This window comes from Coleofasciculus sp. FACHB-542, assembly GCF_014695825.1.
Classification (GTDB): Bacteria; Cyanobacteriota; Cyanobacteriia; order Cyanobacteriales; family FACHB-T130; genus FACHB-T130.
Genome location: NZ_JACJPB010000023.1, coordinates 146166 through 167527, shown reverse-complemented (window position 1 = coordinate 167527; position 21362 = coordinate 146166). Strand labels below are relative to the sequence as shown.

Sequence of the window (21362 nt, the reverse complement as noted above, 5' to 3'; positions counted from 1 at the left end):
CCTATTTTTAGCCTTAACTTTCGATAGAAACTCTAAAAGTCCATAAACATGATTACTGTTCGCTGGGGAACTTCTTACAACAACCAAGTATTTCTACTGAAGAAATCTACGTGTTATTACAGTAATAATTAGGTGTAAATTCAGTACAATATTTTTTTTGAGGTAAGAAAATGGTACAGCACAAATCTTTTACCACTCAAACGCTAGTTGCATTTTTTTTATCACTAGGACTGATTATTGCTCCTAGCTTTTTGACTAAAGCGATCGCCCAATCCGAGTCGGTTAACCAATCTCAAACTCTAGCCGGTACTTCGATAGGTCGCGTAACCTTTGAACCTCCAGGAAGTGGACAACCAGATGACACCGCAGGAGGTGCATCTCGTGGTGATGAATGTCCTCAAGCAGTAATCGCTACAGGCGAGTGCGTGACTCCGCTGGTGCCAATAGCTACAAGCAAGTTGACAGTAGCAGAGCATCCAACATTCTTGGTTTATGTACCTCCAACTTCTGCTAAGGAAATATTTTTTGGATTAGTAGACGAAAATAACAATTTTCATTACCAAGCAAAAATTCCGATTTCGAGTCAAGAAGGCATTCTTAGTTTCAAACTTCCAGATAATGCGCCACCTCTAGAAATTGACAAGAAGTATCGGTGGACTTTTATCATCATTGGCGAACAAGGACTCAGACCCGGTAGTCCTGGGGTACAAGGAGAAATTCGACGAGTTAAACTCACTTCCGAGGTAATGAGCCAGCTTCAGAATCAACCTCTACTAGAGCGTGCTGCTCTGTATGGAAAACACGGGATTTGGTTCGATACCGTAGCAAGTTTAGCTGAAGCTAGACGCTTAGAGCCGAGTGAAGCAACTTTGGCTTCAACATGGCAGGAATTGTTAAACTCAATTGGGCTACAAGCGATCGCTACCAAGCCACTTTTAAACTAGGCTATGGGAAAATCTAAGGTTTTGAGGATTTAAGAGTAGGGCAGAAAAGAATTGAATTAGTTCAGCAAATATACGTAGGACGGAAAGCAGGCGAGTTGAGTCGGATGCTGCCTAATTAAATTCAAGCATCAATCAATTGCCAAAATCGATAAGGGAAATAGGGAAAGAAGAAGCATTTTCCTTTTCCCCTTCCCCTTATTTTTGATGCTCATAAATTAATGGTACAAAAACTTAAAAACCAAGTTCGGCAATGGCGCGGGCTACTGATTACAGCTCCGATTGTGGCTTGCACAGTCATCGCTACAAGTTCTTTAGGCGTACTGCAAATATTTGACTTGGCGATATTGGATCAATTTTTTCGCTGGCGACCTCGTGAACCAATCGATCCCCGTATTGTAATTATTACTATTGATGAATCAGATATTGAAAAGGTGGGACGATGGCCTATTTCTGATGCTCTGTTAGCTGAAGCGATCGCAAAACTGAAAGTTCAGCGACCCAGAGCCATTGGCTTGGATATTTATCGAGATTTGCCAGTCCCTCCTGGTCATCAAGCACTGGTGAAAGTATTTGAATCTACGCCTAATCTAGTGGGTGTCGAAAAAGCGGTAGGAAATCCGGTTGCTCCACCCCCAGCGTTGAATCGTCTCAACCAAGTGGGACTCGCGGATTTGGTGTTAGATGCAGATGGCAAAGTCCGTCGAGGGTTGCTGTCTATTAGAACATCTGATGGTAAAACCCATCTGAGCTTAGGTGCAAAGCTGGCTTTAATGTATCTGGAAAAAGAAAAGATTAGCCTCCAGAGCATTGGTGCTAATAAATTGCGATTAGGGAACGCTGTATTTACCCCATTTACGGGAAATGAAGGCGGTTACGTTCGTGCTAATTCTGGTGGCTACCAGATTTTGTTGAACTACCGGGGGATGTTAGAAAATTTCTCCACGGTATCGATGACGGATGTTCTAGAGAACCGCATCCCGCCCAATCTTTTACGCGATCGCATTGTCTTAATCGGCGCAATCGGCTCTAGCTTCAATGACCTTTCCTTCACCCCTTATAGTAGTAGTCTCTTTGCGACTCCCAAACGATTACCGGGCGTCGTCATTCATGCCAATTTAATCAGTCAAATTTTGAGTGGTGCTTTAGAGGGTCGTCCTTTGATCCAGGTTTGGTCTCAACCAAAAGAAGCCTTATGGATTTTGATCTGGTGTTTCATTGGTGGTGGAGTGAGTTGGACGTTACTTCGCTTCAACCCCTTTAAACAAAATGTTGCTGCCAGATGGATCGTCTCTGGGGTTAGCATTTGCCTAATCGGGGGAATTCTGACGGGTGGCAGTTACCTCGCTTTTTTAGCTAGCTGGTGGCTCCCTGTCGTTGCCCCGCTAATCGGCATGACTGGCTCTGCGGTTGCGCTTATCGCTTATCGCAGTCTGGAAGACCAGCACATAGCAAACCTGGAGCGCAAACAAGCAGAAGCCGCGCTGCGGGAAAGCGAAGCGAAGTTTCGCCATCTCGCGGAAAATGTACCGGGCGTAATTTTCCGGTACATCCTCCATCCAAACGGCAGCCATGAGTTTACTTACATGAGTTCTGGCGCTCGTGATATCTATGGATATGAACCAGAAGCGATCGTCCAAAATCCTCAGATTGCCTGGAATGCGGTGCATCCCGATGACCTGCTTTTGCTAAATGAAACCATCCTAGTTTCTGCTAGAGACTTGCAGCCTTGGTACTGGGAAGGTCGCATTACCTCGCTTTCTGGTCACTTGAAATGGGTGCAAGCCACTTCCCGCCCGGAACAGCAAGCCAATGGTGACATTATTTGGGATGGCTTGCTCGTTGACATCACCTGGCGCAAGCAAGCAGAACATCTGCTAGCCGACTACAACCGTACTTTAGAAAGCCAAGTACAAGAGCGCACTGCTAAACTAGCCCAAACCAATGCCCAGCTAGAGCAGGAGATTGTCGAACGAAAGCAGGTAGAAGCAGCCTTGCATCAGAATGAAGAACGAATGCAGGCGCTTTTGAGCGCGATTCCCGATGCAATGTTCCGGCACCGGATAGACGGCACTTATTTAGACGTAAAAGCAGGCGAAGAAGCCTTTCAGATGCTGCCTGAAGCTTTAATTGGCAGAAACTTATGGGATTTACCGTTGCCCGAACAGGTTAAAAATGACCTGCTAGAGTATTTTCGGGTAGCAGTTGAAACCGGAGAGCGACAAACCTACGAACACGAGGTGGAAAAACCCGATGGCATTCACAACTACGAGACACGCATCGTCAAAAGTGGTGCTGATGAAGTGGTTTGTATCGTGCGAGATATCACAGAACGCCAACGTTTCACGGCTGCTTTAGAGGAAAGCGAAGAACGCTATCGTTCAGTCGTGACAACGATGGCAGAAGGCATTGTTTTGCAGGATGCCAACGGTGTTATCCATACCTGTAATGCCAGTGCTAACAGAATTCTCGGCTTGTCTCGCGAGCAAATGATGGGGCGAACTTCCCTCGATCCCAGCTGGCGAGCCATTCGTGAAGATGGTTCGCCCTTCCCAGGAGAGGCACACCCAGCAATGGTGACGCTACGAACTGGCGAACCTTGCTCTGATGTAGTGATGGGAGTTTACAAGCCAGATGGTAGCTTAACCTGGATTTCTATTAACGCCCAACCTCTATTTCGGGCTGGCGAATCTCTGCCGTATGCAGTGGTATCTTCATTCGCGAATATTACGGCTCGCAAACAGGCAGAACTGGCATTAAAAGAAAGCGAAGCCCGTTTTCATGGGTTCATGGATAACAGTCCGGCGGCTTCTTGGATCACGGATGAAAATGGGCGAATTGTTTTCTCTAGCAAAACCTACCGCCAGATACTCCAAATCCCAGACGGCTATGTAGTTGGAAAAACTGTTACAGAGCTTTATAGTGATGAATTCGCGCAACAGTATCTGGAAAACATTCGGAAAGTCATCCAAACGAATCAGTCAGTAGAGGCGATCGAACAAGCTCCCAGAACGGACGGCACAATCGGGGATTTTCTGGTATACAAGTTTCCGCTGGCGAACCTCTCTGGAGAACGCCTTGTTGGAGGTGTGGCGATTGACATCACCGAGCGCAAACGGGCAGAGCAAGCGCTCAAAGAGAGCAACGAACGTTTTCAGCTAGCGGCATCGGCAATTAAAGGATATGTTTACGACTGGGATCTGAAGCAGAATATTGTTCTGCGGACGCAGGGACTCTATGAAACGAGTGGATATCGTCCCGAAGAAGCCGGACTCACAGGTCAGTGGTGGGTTGATCGCGTCCATCCGAAGGATTTGCCGCAGGTTTCGCGAACGTTTTCCCAGGCGATCGCTCATCAAAATGAGTATATGCTTGAATATCGGTTCCGTCACCGAGAAGATCGCTACACTCACATGGTGGATTATGGGGTGGTTGTGCGAGGCGCAGACGGACAGGCACTTCGAGTTGTCGGTCATGCTATCGATATTAGCGATCGCAAACGAATAGAAGAGGCTTTACGGGAGAACGAAGCTCGCTTGCGAAGCCTTGCCGATAACCTTCCCGGTGCGGTTTTCACCTACACTTACTGTGCTGACGGCAGACATTTTCTAGACTACATCAGTGAAGGGTGTGGCGAACTTTTAGGGATTTCCGCTCACGAGGCGATGGAAAATTTCTCTGCCATATTAGCTCGATATCACTCAGAAGACCTCCCTGGTTATAACGCCGCTTTAAAAATCAGCCTCAACAATTTAATGCCTTTCTATTATGAGTGGCGCTATCTCCACCCAGATGGTGCCATTCGTTGGCTAGCTGCCAGTTCTCGCCCGGAATCCCAAGCTGATGGCAGCATAATTTGGCGGGGGGTACTTCTAGATATTAGCGATCGCAAAATTGCTGAAGAAGCTCTTCGGCAGCAACAAGAATTCCTGCGAAAGGTAATTGATAATGACCCCAACACCATTTTTGTAAAAGACTGGGAAGGACGCTTTGTGCTGCTTAACAAAGCTGCTGCCAAGCTCTACAACACGACTGTCGAAGAACTGGTGGGTAAACGGGATGTAGACTTCCATCCATTCTTAGAGGATGTTGAGCATTTCCTCCAAGAAACCCGCTCTATCATTGAAACGGGTCAAGCCTTATTTATTCCCGAAGAAAAAGTGACAGGCGCAAATAACCAAGATAAGTGGTTTCAGTGGCAAAAGATTCCTCTGCATCCACCTGCAAGTGATAAAATCTGCGTTTTAGGAATCGGAGTCGATATTACCACTCGTAAAATAGTAGAAGCTGAACTTGAACGAGCCAAAGAAGCTGCTGAGGCTGCTAACCGCGCCAAAAGCATCTTTCTCGCCAACATGAGTCACGAACTCCGAACCCCCCTCAATGCCATTTTAGGCTTTTCCCACCTCATGAGTCGTGCCCCCAATCTTTCAACAGAACAGCAAGAAAATCTCACGATCATTCGTCGCAGTGGAGAACATCTGCTGACACTGATTAACCAAGTCCTTGACCTGTCCAAAATTGAAGCTGGACGCATGACGCTGAGTGAAAATAACTTCGACCTTTACAGCTTGCTAAATGATGTCGAAGCGATGTTTTCTTTGAAAGCTACAGAAAAGAACTTAAACCTAAAATTTGATTGTGGTGTTGATGTTCCCCGATACCTCCGCACAGATGAAGTAAAGTTGCGTCAAGTGTTGATTAACCTACTAAGTAACGCCGTTAAATTTACCGATTCCGGAACAGTCTTAGTTAAAGTGAAATTAGGGACAACAAATTCCGAATTTCCTTCTTTTTCTACCCTTTCCTCAATTATTTTTGAAGTTTCCGATACGGGCGCCGGTATTGCTTCCGAAGAACTTGACAAAGTATTCAAACCTTTCGAGCAAACAGCCGCTGGTCAACAAGTACAAGAAGGAACTGGTTTAGGATTGACAATTAGCCGTCAATTTATCCATTTAATGGGAGGTGAAATCACCCTCATTAGTGGTGGCAAAGTTTTCACTCCTGGAACCCCCATCAGGGAATTTAGTGACGATACAAGTGCTTTATTTGCAAAGGGAACAACGTTTAAATTTAACATTCAAGCAAATATTATCGCTGCCAGCGAGATTGCAATCCCCCTCCAAAACCGCCGCGTTATTGCACTCGCGCCCCAGCAACCTCGCTATCAAATACTAATCGCAGATGATAGCGATTTTAATCGCCAACTGCTGCTTAAGCTCCTCCAGCCTCTTGGCTTTGAATTACTAGAAGCCTCTAATGGCAAAGAAGCATTAGAAATCTGGGAACGTAGTTCACCTCATCTAATTTGGATGGATATACGAATGCCGATAATGGATGGCTATGAAGCCACTAAACAGATTAGAAAGCGAGAGAATCAGAAACCTTCAGTTCAAAAGACATTAGCCAATTCTCGTACTGCGATTATTGCCCTGACTGCCAGCGCCTTAAATGAAGATAAAGCATCTGTTATTGAAGCTGGCTGTGATGATTTTATACGCAAACCTTTTCGAGAAGAAGATATTTTTAATGCTATCCATAAGCATTTGGATGTCTCTTTTACTTATGAGGAAATGGCTGCTACATCTGAGAAAAAAATACTGGAACTGCCAGTCTTAAATACTGCCGACTTGGCTGATTTACCTAAAAATTGGTTAGAAGATTTATATCAGGCTCTTGTTGAGGGAGATTTAGAAATTATCGCTACACTGATTGAGGAATTGCATCCCAAAAATGATGTTTTGTCAAAAAGTTTAATGACATTAGTTAATCAATACCAATTTGAGCAATTGTTGATATTGATTCAATCTGTGAAAGACTTATAATCCAATGGAAGTATCTATCGCTAGACCTAATATCCTAGTAGTTGATGATAATCCTGCAAATTTAAAACTTCTCCTCCACATCTTATCTGAAAAGTCTTACAAAGTGCGAGTTGCACCTGGCGGCCAACTCGCACTCAACGCTTGCAATTCAAATCCTCCTGATTTGATTTTGCTTGATATCAATATGCCAGAAATGAATGGACATGAAGTTTGCCAACGTCTAAAAGCTTCTGAAAAAACTCGCGACATTCCAGTTATTTTTATTAGTGCTTTAGATGATACAAATAACATAGTAAACGCCTTTACAGTTGGTGGGATTGACTATATCACAAAACCTTTTAAACGCTTAGAAGTATTAGCCAGAATCGAGAATCAGCTACGCATTCGAGAGCTAAAAATGCAACTGATAGAGCAAAATAAGTTATTGCAAGAACACCTAGATTCACGGCGAAAAGCAGAAGTTGAACTTCGTCTTTTACTCGCAACGACTCAAGCGATTAGTCGCAAAAATAATGTGCCTTCCGTGTTACAAGCTGTACTGCGCTTAGTTGGGATAACAATTCAATGGGATTATGGTGAAGCTTGGTTGCCCACCGAAGATAATAATATTTTAGAATGCAGTCAAAATTGGTATTCTAGCCACGCTAGTTTCTGGGATTTTAAAAAACAAAATAGAACAGTTACCTTGGCTTCTAATCTAGGGTTACCAGGTAAAATATTTGTTTCTAAAAAACCAGAATGGGTAGAAAAGATTCTAAATTCCGGAGATTTGCCGATTTTAGGCGAGGAAATAGGAAATGCTAGCTTAGCATCTGCTTTTGGAGTTCCCATTATACTAAACGAACGAGTATTAGCTATTCTGGTTTTCTATAAAAAAGGTTCGGTTCCGATTAATTTACATACCATTAATTTAGTAACCGCAGTAGCTACACAATTAAGTCCTTTAATCTATCACAAGCAAACTGAAGAAATTCTCAGAATTACTCAAGAACGCTATCACAGTATTGTTGAAAATGCAGTAGAAGGAATTTATCAAACAACACCTTGCGGGCGTTATTTGAGCGCTAACTTAGCACTGGCGAAAATTTATGGGTATGAATCTCCAGAAGAATTAATAAACAGTAGTCAAAATGTTGAAGAACAACTTTATGTTAACTCGAATCGACGGCGTGAATTTATAGAAGAAATGAATTCTAATCATGCTGTCAGGGGATTTGAGTCTCAAGTTTATCGCCGAGATGGGACAATTATTTGGATTTCTGAAAACGCGCGTTCAGTCTGCGATTCAAAAGAAAAACTTCTCTATTATGAGGGGACGGTTTCTGATATCACAGAGCGAAAATTGGCTCAAAAGCAAACAGAAAAACTTTTATTAAATATATTACCTAAACCAATTGCTGAGCGGTTACAACAAAAGCAGCAAGTTATTGCCGATAGTTTTTCTGATGTTAGTGTTTTATTTGCTGATTTAGTAGGGTTTACTAACTTTGCATCCACAAAAACTCCAACTGAACTTGTAGAAATTCTCAATCAAATTTTTATTGAATTTGACTTATTGTCTAATCGACATGGATTAGAAAAAATAAAAACAATTGGAGATGCATATATGGTAGTAGGAGGACTACCAATACCGAGAGCGGATCATGCCTCATCAATTGCCAAAATAGCGTTGGATATGCAAAGTTTTATTGCTAGATTCAATACCCAAATTAATGAAAAGTTCAGTCTTCGTATAGGAATTAATATTGGGCCTGTAGTTGCTGGAGTAATTGGTTTAACAAAATTCAGCTATGACTTATGGGGAGATACCGTGAATGTGGCTTCCCGGATGGAGTCAAGTGGGATTCCTGGTCAAACTCAGGTAACGGCTGCCGTTTACGAACGCTTAAAAGAACAGTTCCTTTTCCAAGAACGAGGGACTATTTCAATAAAAGGGAAGGGGGAGATGATGACTTATCTGCTGATTGGTCAAAAATAACGATAAAAACACTTTATGGATCAGGGTCAAGATTTAAAATTAAAAGAGAAAATACTGGTAGTAGACGATACTCCAGCAAATGTTAGTTTGTTAACTAAAATTTTGTCAAATCATGGATATAAAGTGCGTGTTGCTCTGAGTGGTAAGCTAGCGCTGCAATCAGTTCAGGCAAGCCCTGCCGATTTGATTTTGCTCGATATCAAAATGCCGGATATGGATGGGTATGAAGTTTGCCGACAGTTGAAAGCCTCAGAGCAAACCTGTAGTATCCCAGTTATTTTCATCAGTGCTTTAGATGCAACCTTTGATAAGGTGAATGCTTTTACATTAGGGGCAGTAGATTACGTCACCAAACCGATTGAGCCGATTGAGGTTTTAGTACGAATTGAACATCAATTACGGCTGCGGCGGTTTCAGTTACAGATGCAAACTCAGAATACACAATTACAACTTTTACTGACTACAACTCAAGCAATTAGTTCTGCTGCTGATGTAGAAGAAGCATTAGAAGTCATTTTAATCAATCTTTGTCAAAATCTCGGTTGGGATATTGGGGAAGTATGGATGCCTTCCTCGAAGGGGACTGTACTTGAATATTGTCGATGTTGGTACCAGGATATCCGTTTTGATGAATTTCGACGCCAGAGTGAGGCGTTTCGTTTTTCTCTTGGGGAGGGATTGCCAGGACGAGTGTGGCTGTCCCAACAAGTGGAATGGATTGCAGACATAACGCAGGAGAACTCGACCCTTTTTCTGCGGAGTCAAATTGCCAAGCAAGCGGGACTTAAAGGAGTCTTAGGAATTCCAATCGCCTTCGACCATCAAGTGTTGGCAGTTTTGATATTTTTTCATGAGCAGGAAATCACGCCGGATGAGCGATCGCTCCAACTCGTCAATGCAGTCGCGACCCAATTAGGCTCAATGATTCAGCGCAAGAAAGCAGAGGAAGTGTTGCGACAACAAGCAGCACGGGAACGGCTAATTGCTGAAGTTACTCAACAAATTCGCCAATCGCTGAATTTAGACGAGATTCTGGATGCGACAGTCAACAGCATTCGACAGTGTTTGCTTTCGGATCGGGTAGCTATCTACCAGTTCGCCGCTAACAATAACGGCACCTTTGTAGCAGAATCAGTTGGTAAAAACTACCCTCACATGTTAGGACAGACTGTGGATCCATCCTGGATTCAAGAAGGTTTTAGCACTTTTTTTCAGGGATTCCCAATCGTTTTGGACAACATTGAAAAGTTTAATTTTACAGGTGATGGGATTGAGTTTTTTCAACGCTATCAGGTCAAAGCTGTTGTAGCAATGCCGGTTTTGAAAGAAGAGCGTCTGTGGGGGTTACTGATTGCTCACCAGTGTGCCGCTCCTCGTGACTGGCAGCCATTTGAAGTGGATTTGTTGTCTCAGTTGGCAAATCAGGTAGCGATCGCAATTCATCAATCCCAACTCTACCAATATGTGCAGTCTGCCAATCGGGAACTCCGGCAACTCGCTAACCTAGACGGCTTAACTCAGATTGCGAATCGTCGCCGATTTGATGAGTGTCTGAATACTGACTGGAAGCGACTAAGACGGGAACAAGCACCGCTGTCTTTGATTTTGTTAGATGTGGATTTTTTCAAACGCTACAACGATGCTTACGGTCATCTGGCAGGGGACGATTGTTTGCGACAGGTAGCTGGTGCGATTAAAAGTGTTGTCCGGCGTCCCGCGGATTTAGTGGCGCGATATGGTGGAGAAGAATTTGCCGTAATTCTTCCCAATACTGATATTGAAGGAGCGGTTTTCGTAGCAGAGGCGATTCGACAGGCAGTCAGTAACTTGGCGCTTCCCCACAGTCAGTCTAAAGTGTGCGGCTATGTAACCGTCAGTTTAGGCGTGGCGAGTAGTGTACCCAATTTAGAACTGTTGCCGCAACATCTAATTAATGCGGCTGATGCGGCACTTTATGCAGCCAAAAAAGAGGGGCGCGATCGCGTAGCGCGAGTGTAAGCACTCGGTTTTTCCTTTCTTTGTATGCAACTCCTGGCTCAAAATCTCTAGAGAAGATGTCAGCGAAAACAACTGTTCTGAGAGGCTTTTTCTAGTTCGACGAGCAATTCTTCCTCAAGGGGTGCGATCGCTAACAGAGGATGTTTCAAGTCTCCCCATTTCTTGCCAGCTCGCATTCCATACAGGGTGAGAATTTCCGGGATTTGTCTTGAGACCAGCACCCGCGCTGGAGCCAGCTGTCCTAAAAGTCGAGCTTGGCGGTAGTGGTGCGATCGCATCAAAGCATCATCTAATCGTTGAGCGATCGCATCGGGTGACTCTTTGGCAGTGTCGAGCAAAAGAATATAACGATCCACTGGCTTTCTGACAGGTACCAAACTCTTGAAAAACGTTTTTTCTAGCGCCAAATCCTCAAGGACAGAACGCACGAATTCAGAATGCAGCTTCTCACCCACGAGATCGCTTGTCGCCTGATTTCTCCCCAAAAATTCCAGACACGGCGTTCCTTGATAAAAGTGGCTGACGCGCACGCAATCGCCAATTCGGTAGCGGTATAATCCCCCTTTCTGAGAAATAATTATCTCGTAGTTAATCCCCGCCACAATCTCGTGGAGTCGGTGGATTTTCCCCTCTCCATCCTCAAACTCAAAGAACACCTGATCGAGCATCGGAACGCATCCCTGTGCCTGAATCAGGGGAATTGTCATCGGTGCTTCGGTAGCGAGGAGGCCTTTTCCCTGCACCATGACACCCGGAAACAGCGATCGCAAAAACCCTGCACCATCCGCAGCATTCGCGCTATCCCAGCAGGAAATAAGCTTCAATTCTTGCCAAAGCAGCTTCCACGGAATCTCTGGCTCCAAGAGGAGTTTAGAGCGCTTTGCTGACATTTTGTTTTTGAGTTCTTTCCACAGTCGTACTCGATGCGTCTGGATGTAGTCGAGTTGTACGCGAAGGAAACTTGGACTCCAAATCGAGATAACTTCCAGATTTTCTTCGAGTAGGAGCGCGTGGGCAAGTTTCTCCTTGAATTCCTCTGCATTGCGAAGGCGATTCAATCCGGGAGGAGAAACCAGAAAAGGACGAAGAAATAACATTAACCATTCGTCCAGATACTCCGAATCATCCTCCAATCCGACGGGAATGCTATTTGGGCTTGCAGTATCAAGCCGGGGAGAGATGCAGAAGTATATCTTACCCGTAGAAAACCCTGGGCCATGCTGAATTAGGTCATGCGCCCAAACACAGAACATCTGGTTAAAGGTAGCTCGAAGAGATTTGGTGTAAGGAATGGATTTTGCCGAGCCACTACTTCCAGAAGTCTTTTCGTAAAAGAGAATCGATTCTGGTGTCAAGATTGGCTGCCGGGTTGTTTTTTGCCGCTCGATCCACTCTTTGAGATCGTCGTAGTTAACTATCGGAATGCGATGCCAATCTGCAACCGATCGGATACCTAAAAATTTGCCATATTCACTCTTAGCAAGATTGTCTACAATTTCCTCTTGAACGGATTGCTGGGTTCTTTGGGGATTTTCTAGTGCTTGCAAGAAGCCCTTGGCGTAGGGGGAAAGAAGTTGTCCGAAAAGCTTGACAATAGGGCGCATCATATCAAATTTGTTTGGAGGATTAATTTGGAACCTCACCCCCAGCCCCTCTCCGTTGACGGAGAGGGGAGCCGGAAGTCAAGAGGGGCTTCGGGAGTCAAAAAGGGAGCCGGAGGCGGTGTGTTCGTTGTCTCAGGTTGGATATCACTTGAATTTCTTGTTGGGATAAATGTGGGTCGCAACCGGAACGTAGGTTCCTTCCTCAACTACAACTCCGGGGCCAATGTGATTCCAGGCTCCTAGGAAGACATTGCTGCCGATTTTCACTTTTTTGACATACAGCATCAAGTCCTGTTTTCTAGGTTTGATGATGTGGGAGTAGATGCCAACTCCGTGACCGAAAACCGCGCGATCGCCTATCTCGATCAGTCCGCGATCGGCAATTTCTAACTGCGGTGTCCAGTAAACGCTTTTACCAATCTTGGCTCCCCACAGTCTCAGCCATAGAGAAAAAGCACCGGGAATCAGGCGTAGCAGAGTTTCCAGCGCTGGAAACGCAATGTAGATAACTTGGATTTGGTGACTTCCCCACCAGGGTGAATACTCTTTGCTGCCTAGATAGCTGATCCCTTCCTTGACTGGGTAAAAACGCTCGTGGAGGCGATACGCCAACAGGGGAAACCCGTACAGAGAAAGGAAAAGAGCCGAGATGCTGAAGATTCCTGGAAAGAAGCAGATCCCCAGAAAAGACGCGATCGCAATCAGGATAACTAAGGCGGGAAAACAGGAGAGGATTGTGCCGAGGAAAGTCATAGTGAAATTAAAAATGCTTGCATTAAAAATGAAGAACTCAATCTTTTAATTTTTAGTTGCTAATTCTTCCAAGGCCACAGTAGCTTCTGAGTTAAGGTGAGGTTGATTTTGACCCCCAAAGAATCCGGTACGCGATCGCTTTTGTAATACGTTCCGTGCATCCAATCCCAAAGCTTAAAGTTGGCTCCGTAGTTCCCACAAACTGAGCTGCTGGCGTGGTGCCAAGCATGATCTTGGGGTACTATCAGCCAAGCCGATAGCCAGCGATATAGCGAAGAGTTTGGTGTTGGAGTTATGGTGCTGTGACGCCACAAGTCTAAAGCTGAGCTAAGACTGACACCGGCGATGTACCATGTAGGATCTTGCAGCAGATAAATAAATAGAGCGTGAACCCATAAGTAGACGATCAAAAAGCTCGTCCACAGAGTATTTCTAGAAGTAGACAAGACATTCATTTCGGTGCTGGTATGATGAACCGCGTGGAGAGACCAGAGCCACCGACTATGGAGCAAGCGATGGTTCCAGTAGTAGATGTAATCCACAAACACGAAGCTCAGCAAGAATGCCGCGACTGGAGGCAGAGCAAGCAAGGCGCGATCGCTGGGTAGAAGATAGTGGTACAGATGGTAAACTACTGTGAGCTGAAGAATTGGGATGAGAACACCCTGAAAAAACAGACCAACAGCATCTAAAATCCAGTCCTCATAGGTTCTCATTCGCAAGGCGGTAAAACTGCGCTGATTCGCCACAGTCAGCGTCATTAAGACCGCAAAAGTAAAGAATACTCCCATCGCTAATCACTCAATTTAGGGAATGTTGCCTGATATTGAATTCGTTTGAATCTTCATTATTTAGAACCTCACCCCCAACCCCTTTCCGTTAACGGAGAGGGGTACCGGAGGCGGGGTGAGGTTCTTCGACGAATTTGAGATGACTTCCGAAAAAACGCGATCGCTCTCTTATAGTTCCCAATCCAAAATTCAAAATCGGATTGGGAGCATCTCAATTGTGAAAATTTGCACAGAACCCCCCTTATCTCCCATTAACGGAGGGAAGTACGATCTCTCCCTTCCCGTTAACGGGGTGGGTTGGGGTGGGGTTCCGGATGCCAAGTGATGTTTTTACAAGCATTGATATACTTCCACCGAATTAAACCCAGAAGGTTACTTGAACAGACTTATCCAAGAGAGTTCTAGGATCTTCTCCTGCTTCAATCTTGCTCCGAATCGATTCAACTAGGACGTGGATTGTGTCAGCTGGCGTATTGGCAAACTGGGTGCCGTACTTTTCGATTACCTCTTGCTGAATACCAAGCGCTTCCACATCCTGACGGATAATATATTGGGCAGTCCAGCGAACAAAGGGACGCGCAATCTTGTTCCAAATGCCGTAGTTAAAAGTTACGTCTGTATAAACGAGAGTAGAGTCCTCCGCTTCCGGAATCGATTGGCTAGTAATAAAAAGCCTTCTTTTTGGTGCCATATCGTATTCCACGCTGGTAACGTTTGGCATATGAAAGCTATCTGTGTGCCGGATCTCGTAACCTTTCCGATTTAGAAAGCGGGTATACCAGCCGAGATTTGTCGTTTCGTTGCGGTATTCTGCGAAAACTGAGCCACTTCGCCTCTCTACCATCATTTCCAGCTTTTGCTTGCGAGAGGTGCGAAATACCCCAGGGTGAACCGAGGCGGTGTGAGGAATATCGATAAAATTTTCCGCACAGTTGGTAACGTTGTTCCGAAAACGGTTAATAACCCGTACCGTCTCCCATCCAGGCTTTCCGTAGTAAGGCATTTGAAAAGGCTCAAACTCCTCACTCGGCTTTTGTGCCAGCCTCACATAGACGTATCCATCCTGCTCTCTAGTGTCATAATGCTGAGTGCGACGAGCATGAGTCACCTTAAAATCTTCTCCCTCTGCGGGGACAGCGACTACCTTCCCAGTTTTGTCGTAAACCCAGCCGTGGTAGGGACATTGGAGCATTCCCTGACAGACTTTTCCTTTAGAGAGACGGCTGTTTCTGTGCATACAGCGATCGCGCAATGCCACTGGTTTTCCGTCATTTCCTCGAAAAACTGCCAGCCATTCCCCCAAAACCGTGCGTTCTAGCACAGTATTCGGCTTTAGTTGTTCGCTGAGTGCCACAACATACCAGAAATCTTCAAATTTCACTAATCCTCCACAATAAATTAAAAATTAACAATAAGAAATAGAAGATTTTTTGGCTTCATTCTTTATTATCAAAAGCAAAGATTTCAAGGTCACTGCTGAGATCCAACTGACAAGCCAACCTTACTTGATTATTTCCTGGCGCTAGAGTTTCCAACACCTCCTTTTCATCTTCACTTGGAGCAGGAATCTTCCCTTTTATAACTACAAGGCACGTCCCACAAATCCCGGTACGACATCCAAAGAGTACCGGAGAATTTTGCACCGTCAGATGCTCCGAAAGATTAGAGTGCTTCTCCAAGGTTAGGGGAGAATAATCTGTCCCTGGAAAGCGGATGATACAGCATTGCTCATTCATATTTAATTCAAAATTTGGGATTAAAGCTTAATTTGATAACAATAAAAATAATAACTAACCTCTTCTTTCTCTTCTTCTTCCTTCGCGTACTTCGCGTCCTTGGCGGTTCGTAAACAAAATGTTGTTGTAGCTAACAAAGTTACTATATTTAAAACCGTTTATTTTGTAATATTAAAATCTTTAGACCATAGAGAAACTTTAAGTTGATTCACATAATGCATATACTTAACCAATGGCGTATCAATACTCAGAAGTGCGTTGGGATTATAACGAATATTGTCATAAATTTGCCCATCTTCCCCTTTCAAGGCATAGTATGCTAGACGTGTGAATAAGAGTAATAGTTGCGTCACCAACCACCCAAACATTCCTTTTCTTTTCTCTGCTACATAAATCGGTTGAATGCGGGTTCTTCCAGGCGCAACTGGAGTATAGGCATAGATCATGTGCAGTGAAGGAAAAAGCCGAACATTCTTCATCATCGTCAAAAGTCCGATGCAGCTATCGGCATATCTCATAGAATACTCATAAGTATCGCCGACAATTTTTCGTCCCAGCCGTTCTCTCCGAGTCGTTTTAGGAAACTCCCCTTGAAGGGTAAAATCTATCACATTGCCAGATTGATTCTGATGCAAGGATAGATTCATATTGATATCTACTTTGTGAACAGTTTGTAAATGTTGAGCATCAATGCCATTCATCATACAAATGTGATGATGACAATTCCGCTCAAATGCTTTGTCGTATACTGTTACAATTGACTTGCCTTTAAGTTCATCAAATTCTGCTACACCTTCTGGTGCTTTTGAATCTGGATACACCCAAATCAAACCGTATTTTTCATCAGTAGCATAAGATTGAAGGCGAGCTTTTTCAGGAATCGCCGATTGACAGGGAATATCTTGGCAATTGCCTTCTCCATCGAACGCCCAATGATGAAAGAAACAGCGCATGAGATTTCCATCAACGCGCCCAATTCCTAAATCGGTTCCCAGGTGAGGACAATAAGCATCTAAAGCGCGAACTTTCCCATTTTGTCCGCGAAAGACAACAATTTTTTGTCCGCATATTTCCAAGGATGTTGCTTTGCCTTGAGGAAGTTCTCGGCTAGGGCAAGCAATATACCAGCCTTTGGCAACAACATCCCAATTGTTAAATATTTTCATTTTCAAAAGGGGTTGCGTGTTTAGATTTTGAGACTCGTTCATATGAAAAAGTAGGAAATATGCACGGTTATTTGTCAAGTCAGTAATGGGTAAAATTTTTCATAAGCCCAATTACCAATTACCAATTACCAATTACCAATTGCCTTCTTTTGAGTAGCGAGGTACTGGGGAATAGAATTAGCAGCCATGATGGACATTTCCCGGTTACTTGCCCAAGCGTAGTCAACTTTTTCGAGATAAACTTTGTAGGACTCCATCGCCTCTGTACGGGTTTGGTAGCTGAGGTGCAGCCCTTCAGATTCCTCTGTGAAGCACAATCGCATCATTTCTTTGGCTTCTGGGTCGCTCATTCCAAAAATAGGCGATCGCAATACCTCGTAAATTGCCGAATAGAGGGCGGGGTCGTACCAAAAGATACCGTTAATCGCGACTGAAAAGTGATAGTGATCTCTCTGACAGCCGCGTATTCCCAAGTTTGCCACTAGCTTCTCAAAAGCAGTTGGCGGCTTGAGACACTTCACTACGTCATGGGAAAGAATCGTAGAGCTGTTAAAGTGAAAGCTCTCATCCATGAAGTGATAAAAGGAAATTTTCGAGGGAATGGGAGCGTTCTCTGGGTTGGGATGCTTTTGGTAGTAGTTGCTGAGCTTATGCTGCACTAATTTACCGTTTAGCGTCCGGATACCCCGAACGGTGAAGTATTGGCAAGCGAGGAAAGTATTGCCTGCTGAGAGCATTCCAAAGCTTTGCAACTGGAGTTTTTTCCACCACGTCTTGAGAGCGTTGGTGTCAGCAAAAATCATTGTCTCTGCAAACGGCCCGCGCATAGGATAGCTGAAGACGCGCTTGCCAAAAAGCTGTGCTTCTACCTCGCTAGAGATTTTTCTGAAGGCGCTGATATGTGCCCTTTCCTGAGCAGATTCTAAGTCGAGCGTATCGCAAACTAGGCGAAAGTCTTCTTGGGCGTAAAGTCCGGCGGCGCTAGTCTGATTAAAGTAAATCGTGGCAATTTCTGCGGAAACGATCTGCGAATAGTAAGCCACCCAATAAAGTTGGTTTAAGATTATCCTTTGGCTTACGCTCGCTTGTTCCCACAGTGGAGTTCCGTAGAGTAAGGAATATTCTTCCGGATTCCAATAGTCATCTTTGCAGTCTTCATATCGGAAAGATGCTGCGGCTTCGTCGAGCAGTTGGGTATGATCCTGCTGTTTATTGCGCGTGTGGTTGATCTGAAGCTTGCGGTAGACTTTCTGGTTTTCTAGAAGGGTATTCCCTTTGGGTTCGTTAATCTGAAGTTGCTGGTCAACCTTTGGGTCTTCTAGAAGCATGTTGTCTTTGGGTTCGTTTAGTGTTTTATTCATACGCATTTTTCTGCGGGGAAAGGCTGGAACGCCCCCCGATCCTCTAGTTCTTGAACGATAATTCCCGCCTCTTCTCCCCGCATCAGGGAACGCAGGAGATTGAGACGGATTCCGCTATGAGTCTCTGTGTCGAGTTCCTGGAAGATATTCAGCTTCTGCTGGGGGGACAAATGACCCTTCACTTGCTCGATGGCGGCGACGACACTCTGAGGCCCTACCCGAACCATCTGCAAAAATAGGGCTAGAGTTTCGATGATGGTGGCTCGGCTTGTTTGGGAGACAGACATCTGGTTGAACAGAGTGACTCCGGTGCCGTGGTGACGGCTCTCGTCTTGCAAAAATCCCTCGAATATCCCAGCTAGCTGAGGATTTACACAGTCTTTGGCGAGACTTCTGTAATGGCTCAAACCCCACCCCTCTAGCACTACCTGAAGCACAAACAGCAGGACTGTTTTATCCTGGGTTTCCACCAAATCTGCCAGGAAGCGTAAGAAGGGGTCGTCTGTCCCCACGAGGTCTTTTTCCGGCAAAAAGCGACTAATCTGGGCAAGGTGAGTCACTTCGTCGGAGCTGAAGAGTGCGTAGAGCATTCGCTCCTCGGTGGTTTCTGCCAGCAGCACCATTTTTGCCATGTAACCGACTCCGGCTTTTTCGATGAAATAGGCTTCTTCTAGAAGCCCGCTACTGCATCGCCGCAGGATTTCTGCTTGCTCTTGTTGGCTAGAATCTTGGAAAATCTTGACTTTCTCAAGACCAAAGTGAGCGGCGTCCCAGTAGGAATTGCTCATAAATTCTGGGGAAATCGGATCGTCACCCAGCCGACTCTTCAAGGCTGAGGAGAGTACGCGATGCAGCTTGTCGTCAGATGGGATATGGGGCAAATCGAAGCCTGCTGTTTTTTGGTATTGATTCATCGGCTTTGTCTCCCCATAAATAGCCGTCGATAAATCATTTTTGATAACGGTAGGCGCAACCTATCTGGCAAGATTTGTTGATAAATATGGGTAAAATGGGCATCCCAGCCGACTCGACGGCGGAGTTGGCGATCGCTTCCTTCGGCAATATCAGCAACCCGTTTGGCGACCAGATGCGTATTATCCTGAGCCGTTGAGATAACTCGCTGATTCAGCCTCCGGTAGTTTTCCGTCTGGATTCGATAAGTTTCAGCGTTTCCTTCCCCCCAACTCATATTCTTGCCATTATTCGTCGTCTTGCTGGCTCCAGGTTCTACCAAGGCGACACGAACCCCGTGGGACTCAAGCTCGTAATAAAGACTCTCTGCTAAGCCTTCCAGAGCATACTTGCTGGCGCAATGAGCCGAGGTTAAGGGAAAGCCGGTAAAGCCGAAAGTGGAGGAGATAAAAATCAGGGTTCCTTTCGCTTCGCGAATCAACGGAAGCAAAGCGCGAGTCAGGAACACCGCACCAAAAAAATTTACCTCAAATTGACGGCGGATTTGCTCCTCGCTCAGATCCTCCAAAGCGCCGTAGAACCTATAACCTGCATTATTTACCAAACAATCCAACTGACCAGTTTGGCGAACTGCCTCAACTACGGCATCTCGTTGACTGGGTTCGGTGATTTCCAGGCTGAGAATCGTCAAGCGATCGCTATATTTCTCTAGGGATTCCGTGAGGATTTCCCGTCGCTGCGGTGCGTTCCGCATCGTACCAATGACGTGCCAACCCCGCCGAAGAAACTCATCAACCATAGCCCGACCAAAGCCGGACGAACAGCCTGTAATCAATACAGAACTCATCTCGCCTCCGTGGTTAGGGAGACAGGACTGAGTGCTGAGGACTGAGGAGGGAGGACTGAGGAGGGAGGACTGAGGACTGAGGGCTGAGGACTGGGTGTTGAGGAGGGAGGACTGAGGACTGAGGAAGAATTCTCCTTTACCTCTCGGCTTCCCTGACCTTCTGCTGCGAGAACAGGGGAGTCTTGTACCTCCTTCCCTTGCAGGGAAGGGGGTTGGGAGGTTAGGTCTGCCTTATTCAAATCATATTGCCGATGCTCCTCCTCCGGCAAAGCCGCCTCCCAAGTTCCCCACGCGATCGCTCTCTGTTTCTCGACGTGCTGGATGAACTGGATAATCGACTTATCCTCTTTCGTCGGAGTCTGAAAGTCAAACTTAATCGTTTGGAAAACTTGGGTGTCTCCTTTGGCAAAGTAATTCCCCACCATTTTCGTCAGCCAAAGCACGATTCGGTTAAACATCCAGCCGAGTACACCCGGACGTTTCTTAGTAATTAATAAAGTCTGTCCTTCAGTTTTTCCGGCTTCGGTGAGGCGAAGGGCAAACATGATATAGAAGTGGAGAAAGTCTGGCCCAAGTGTCACCGTGCCAGTGCTGCCGTACCAGTAGCACATACTATAAGTAACTTCATTTTTATATAAGGGGCGGATTAGTTTTACAAACAGAGATTCGTCCCCTCCCCGCGTGGTGTTACTGAAGGCGATCGCGTTTTCGTCTTCCTGCTTCTCAAACACAATTTTCAGTGGCAGGTTGTGAACGGTATTGAAGTGTTGGGCGTCGATAGCGTTGATCATCACCACATTGGGGTGACAGTTCTTCACGAAGCGAGACGCGATCGCTGCATCGCATTCTTCGTCTTTGAGTTCCGGAGGGCACGGTAAAGGCTGTCCTGGCGTTTCCCCCGTCCAAACCCATACCATTCCGTACTTTTCCGCCGTAGGCCAACTTTGCACCTTCGCTGGAAGCGGCTTTTCCAAACACGGAATATCGATACACTTTCCCACTTGGTCATACTTCCAATTGTGGAAAAAACAGCGAATCCCGTTGCCTTCGACTTTTCCTTCGGCAAGGTGTGCGCCCACGTGCGGGCAATATGCATCGAGAGCGATCGCTTTCCCGTCCTCCCCCCGATATATCGCCAGTTCCCTCCCCAAAAGGGTTACAGGCTTTACCTCACCCACTTTGAGATTTCGAGAGGGAATTGCCCAGTACCATCCCTCAATGAAACAATCGGGATTGTTAAAAGTCCTGGTTTTGCGAAGAGAATTAGACGCTTGCAAATTAAGATTCACCATAATTTATATAGTAGTAACGTTCAAAACTTCACGCCTGCGTGAATGTGCCGATCTAGAAAGCTTGACATAGGGAAGTTCCCCCCCTCCATCCACCCCTAAAATCAGTTTGGGGTTCCTATTTCTTTATTACACTAAGAATTTGCAAAGCTCTGGAA

At 45.4% G+C, this 21362-nt stretch carries 14 protein-coding genes and 1 pseudogene; 5 read left to right on the top strand and 10 right to left on the bottom strand.

The features are described 5' to 3' along the window. The first annotated feature begins 170 nt into the window (after positions 1 to 170). The 4 genes from H6F52_RS06960 to H6F52_RS06945 all read left to right on the top strand — a co-directional run bounded on the left by H6F52_RS06960 (position 171) and on the right by H6F52_RS06945 (position 10745). Positions 171 to 944, top strand: coding sequence for a DUF928 domain-containing protein (locus H6F52_RS06960; protein WP_190413370.1), 774 nt, complete (start codon positions 171 to 173; stop codon positions 942 to 944). A gap of 218 nt (positions 945 to 1162) precedes the next feature. Beyond that, positions 1163 to 6769, top strand: coding sequence for a PAS domain S-box protein (locus H6F52_RS06955; RefSeq protein ID WP_190533111.1), 5607 nt, complete (start codon positions 1163 to 1165; stop codon positions 6767 to 6769). 4 nt (positions 6770 to 6773) lie between these two features. Beyond that, a complete protein-coding gene (locus H6F52_RS06950; RefSeq protein WP_190533108.1) occupies positions 6774 to 8747 on the top strand; it encodes an adenylate/guanylate cyclase domain-containing protein in 1974 nt (657 codons plus the stop codon). 15 nt (positions 8748 to 8762) lie between these two features. Further along, positions 8763 to 10745: a diguanylate cyclase gene (locus tag H6F52_RS06945; protein ID WP_190533105.1), complete on the top strand. Its 1983-nt coding sequence runs from the start codon at positions 8763 to 8765 to the stop codon at positions 10743 to 10745. 59 nt (positions 10746 to 10804) lie between these two features. Here H6F52_RS06945 and H6F52_RS06940 read toward each other — a convergent pair whose 3' ends face one another. From H6F52_RS06940 to H6F52_RS06930, 3 genes are all read right to left on the bottom strand, one after another. Beyond that, positions 10805 to 12349, bottom strand: coding sequence for a GH3 auxin-responsive promoter family protein (locus H6F52_RS06940; protein WP_190533409.1), 1545 nt, complete (start codon positions 12347 to 12349; stop codon positions 10805 to 10807). 144 nt (positions 12350 to 12493) lie between these two features. Further along, positions 12494 to 13102: an acyl transferase gene (locus H6F52_RS06935; protein ID WP_190533102.1), complete on the bottom strand. Its 609-nt coding sequence runs from the start codon at positions 13100 to 13102 to the stop codon at positions 12494 to 12496. A gap of 59 nt (positions 13103 to 13161) precedes the next feature. Further along, the gene (locus H6F52_RS06930) at positions 13162 to 13893 is read right to left on the bottom strand and encodes a sterol desaturase family protein (RefSeq protein WP_190533099.1); all 732 of its coding nucleotides are present in this window, start codon (positions 13891 to 13893) and stop codon (positions 13162 to 13164) included. Between the two features lie 139 nt (positions 13894 to 14032). Between H6F52_RS06930 and H6F52_RS06925 the strand changes: the two genes are divergently transcribed. After that, entirely contained in the window at positions 14033 to 14218 is a 186-nt protein-coding gene (locus H6F52_RS06925; RefSeq protein WP_190413389.1) for a hypothetical protein, read from the top strand. 33 nt (positions 14219 to 14251) lie between these two features. Here H6F52_RS06925 and H6F52_RS26360 read toward each other — a convergent pair whose 3' ends face one another. The 7 genes and pseudogenes from H6F52_RS26360 to H6F52_RS06890 all read right to left on the bottom strand — a co-directional run. Beyond that, the gene (locus tag H6F52_RS26360) at positions 14252 to 15274 is read right to left on the bottom strand and encodes a Rieske 2Fe-2S domain-containing protein (protein WP_190533096.1); all 1023 of its coding nucleotides are present in this window, start codon (positions 15272 to 15274) and stop codon (positions 14252 to 14254) included. A 55-nt stretch (positions 15275 to 15329) separates the two neighbouring features. Beyond that, positions 15330 to 15629: a 2Fe-2S iron-sulfur cluster-binding protein gene (locus H6F52_RS06915; RefSeq protein ID WP_190435637.1), complete on the bottom strand. Its 300-nt coding sequence runs from the start codon at positions 15627 to 15629 to the stop codon at positions 15330 to 15332. A gap of 158 nt (positions 15630 to 15787) precedes the next feature. After that, on the bottom strand, positions 15788 to 16795 hold the full coding sequence (locus H6F52_RS06910; protein ID WP_190533094.1) for an aromatic ring-hydroxylating dioxygenase subunit alpha: 1008 nt from the start codon (positions 16793 to 16795) through the stop codon (positions 15788 to 15790). 125 nt (positions 16796 to 16920) lie between these two features. After that, the gene (locus H6F52_RS06905; protein WP_199300468.1) at positions 16921 to 18123 is read right to left on the bottom strand and encodes a P-aminobenzoate N-oxygenase AurF; all 1203 of its coding nucleotides are present in this window, start codon (positions 18121 to 18123) and stop codon (positions 16921 to 16923) included. Between the two features lie 29 nt (positions 18124 to 18152). Then, positions 18153 to 19070 (bottom strand): ferritin-like domain-containing protein, encoded by a 918-nt coding sequence (locus H6F52_RS06900; RefSeq protein WP_190533091.1) that lies wholly within the window; start codon positions 19068 to 19070, stop codon positions 18153 to 18155. Further along, a complete protein-coding gene (locus H6F52_RS06895; RefSeq protein WP_190533089.1) occupies positions 19067 to 19915 on the bottom strand; it encodes an SDR family oxidoreductase in 849 nt (282 codons plus the stop codon). Before H6F52_RS06895 ends, H6F52_RS06900 begins: the two co-directional genes overlap by 4 nt. Before the next feature lie 275 nt (positions 19916 to 20190). Continuing rightward, a pseudogene (locus tag H6F52_RS06890) lies at positions 20191 to 21207 on the bottom strand (aromatic ring-hydroxylating dioxygenase subunit alpha); the annotation flags it as partial. Positions 21208 to 21362 lie beyond the last annotated feature (155 nt).

Coding starts and splice junctions, on each gene's coding strand:
- H6F52_RS06955 (WP_190533111.1), top strand. CDS start 1,163: ATGGTACAAAAACTTAAAAACCAAGTTCGGCAATGGCGCGGGCTACTG.
- H6F52_RS06905 (WP_199300468.1), bottom strand. CDS start 18,123: ATGCTTCTAGAAGACCCAAAGGTTGACCAGCAACTTCAGATTAACGAA.
- H6F52_RS06940 (WP_190533409.1), bottom strand. CDS start 12,349: ATGCGCCCTATTGTCAAGCTTTTCGGACAACTTCTTTCCCCCTACGCC.
- H6F52_RS06915 (WP_190435637.1), bottom strand. CDS start 15,629: ATGAATGAGCAATGCTGTATCATCCGCTTTCCAGGGACAGATTATTCT.
- H6F52_RS06945 (WP_190533105.1), top strand. CDS start 8,763: ATGGATCAGGGTCAAGATTTAAAATTAAAAGAGAAAATACTGGTAGTA.
- H6F52_RS06935 (WP_190533102.1), bottom strand. CDS start 13,102: ATGACTTTCCTCGGCACAATCCTCTCCTGTTTTCCCGCCTTAGTTATC.
- H6F52_RS06930 (WP_190533099.1), bottom strand. CDS start 13,893: ATGGGAGTATTCTTTACTTTTGCGGTCTTAATGACGCTGACTGTGGCG.
- H6F52_RS06925 (WP_190413389.1), top strand. CDS start 14,033: ATGACTTCCGAAAAAACGCGATCGCTCTCTTATAGTTCCCAATCCAAA.
- H6F52_RS06895 (WP_190533089.1), bottom strand. CDS start 19,915: ATGAGTTCTGTATTGATTACAGGCTGTTCGTCCGGCTTTGGTCGGGCT.
- H6F52_RS06950 (WP_190533108.1), top strand. CDS start 6,774: ATGGAAGTATCTATCGCTAGACCTAATATCCTAGTAGTTGATGATAAT.
- H6F52_RS06900 (WP_190533091.1), bottom strand. CDS start 19,070: ATGAATCAATACCAAAAAACAGCAGGCTTCGATTTGCCCCATATCCCA.
- H6F52_RS06960 (WP_190413370.1), top strand. CDS start 171: ATGGTACAGCACAAATCTTTTACCACTCAAACGCTAGTTGCATTTTTT.
- H6F52_RS06910 (WP_190533094.1), bottom strand. CDS start 16,795: ATGAAAATATTTAACAATTGGGATGTTGTTGCCAAAGGCTGGTATATT.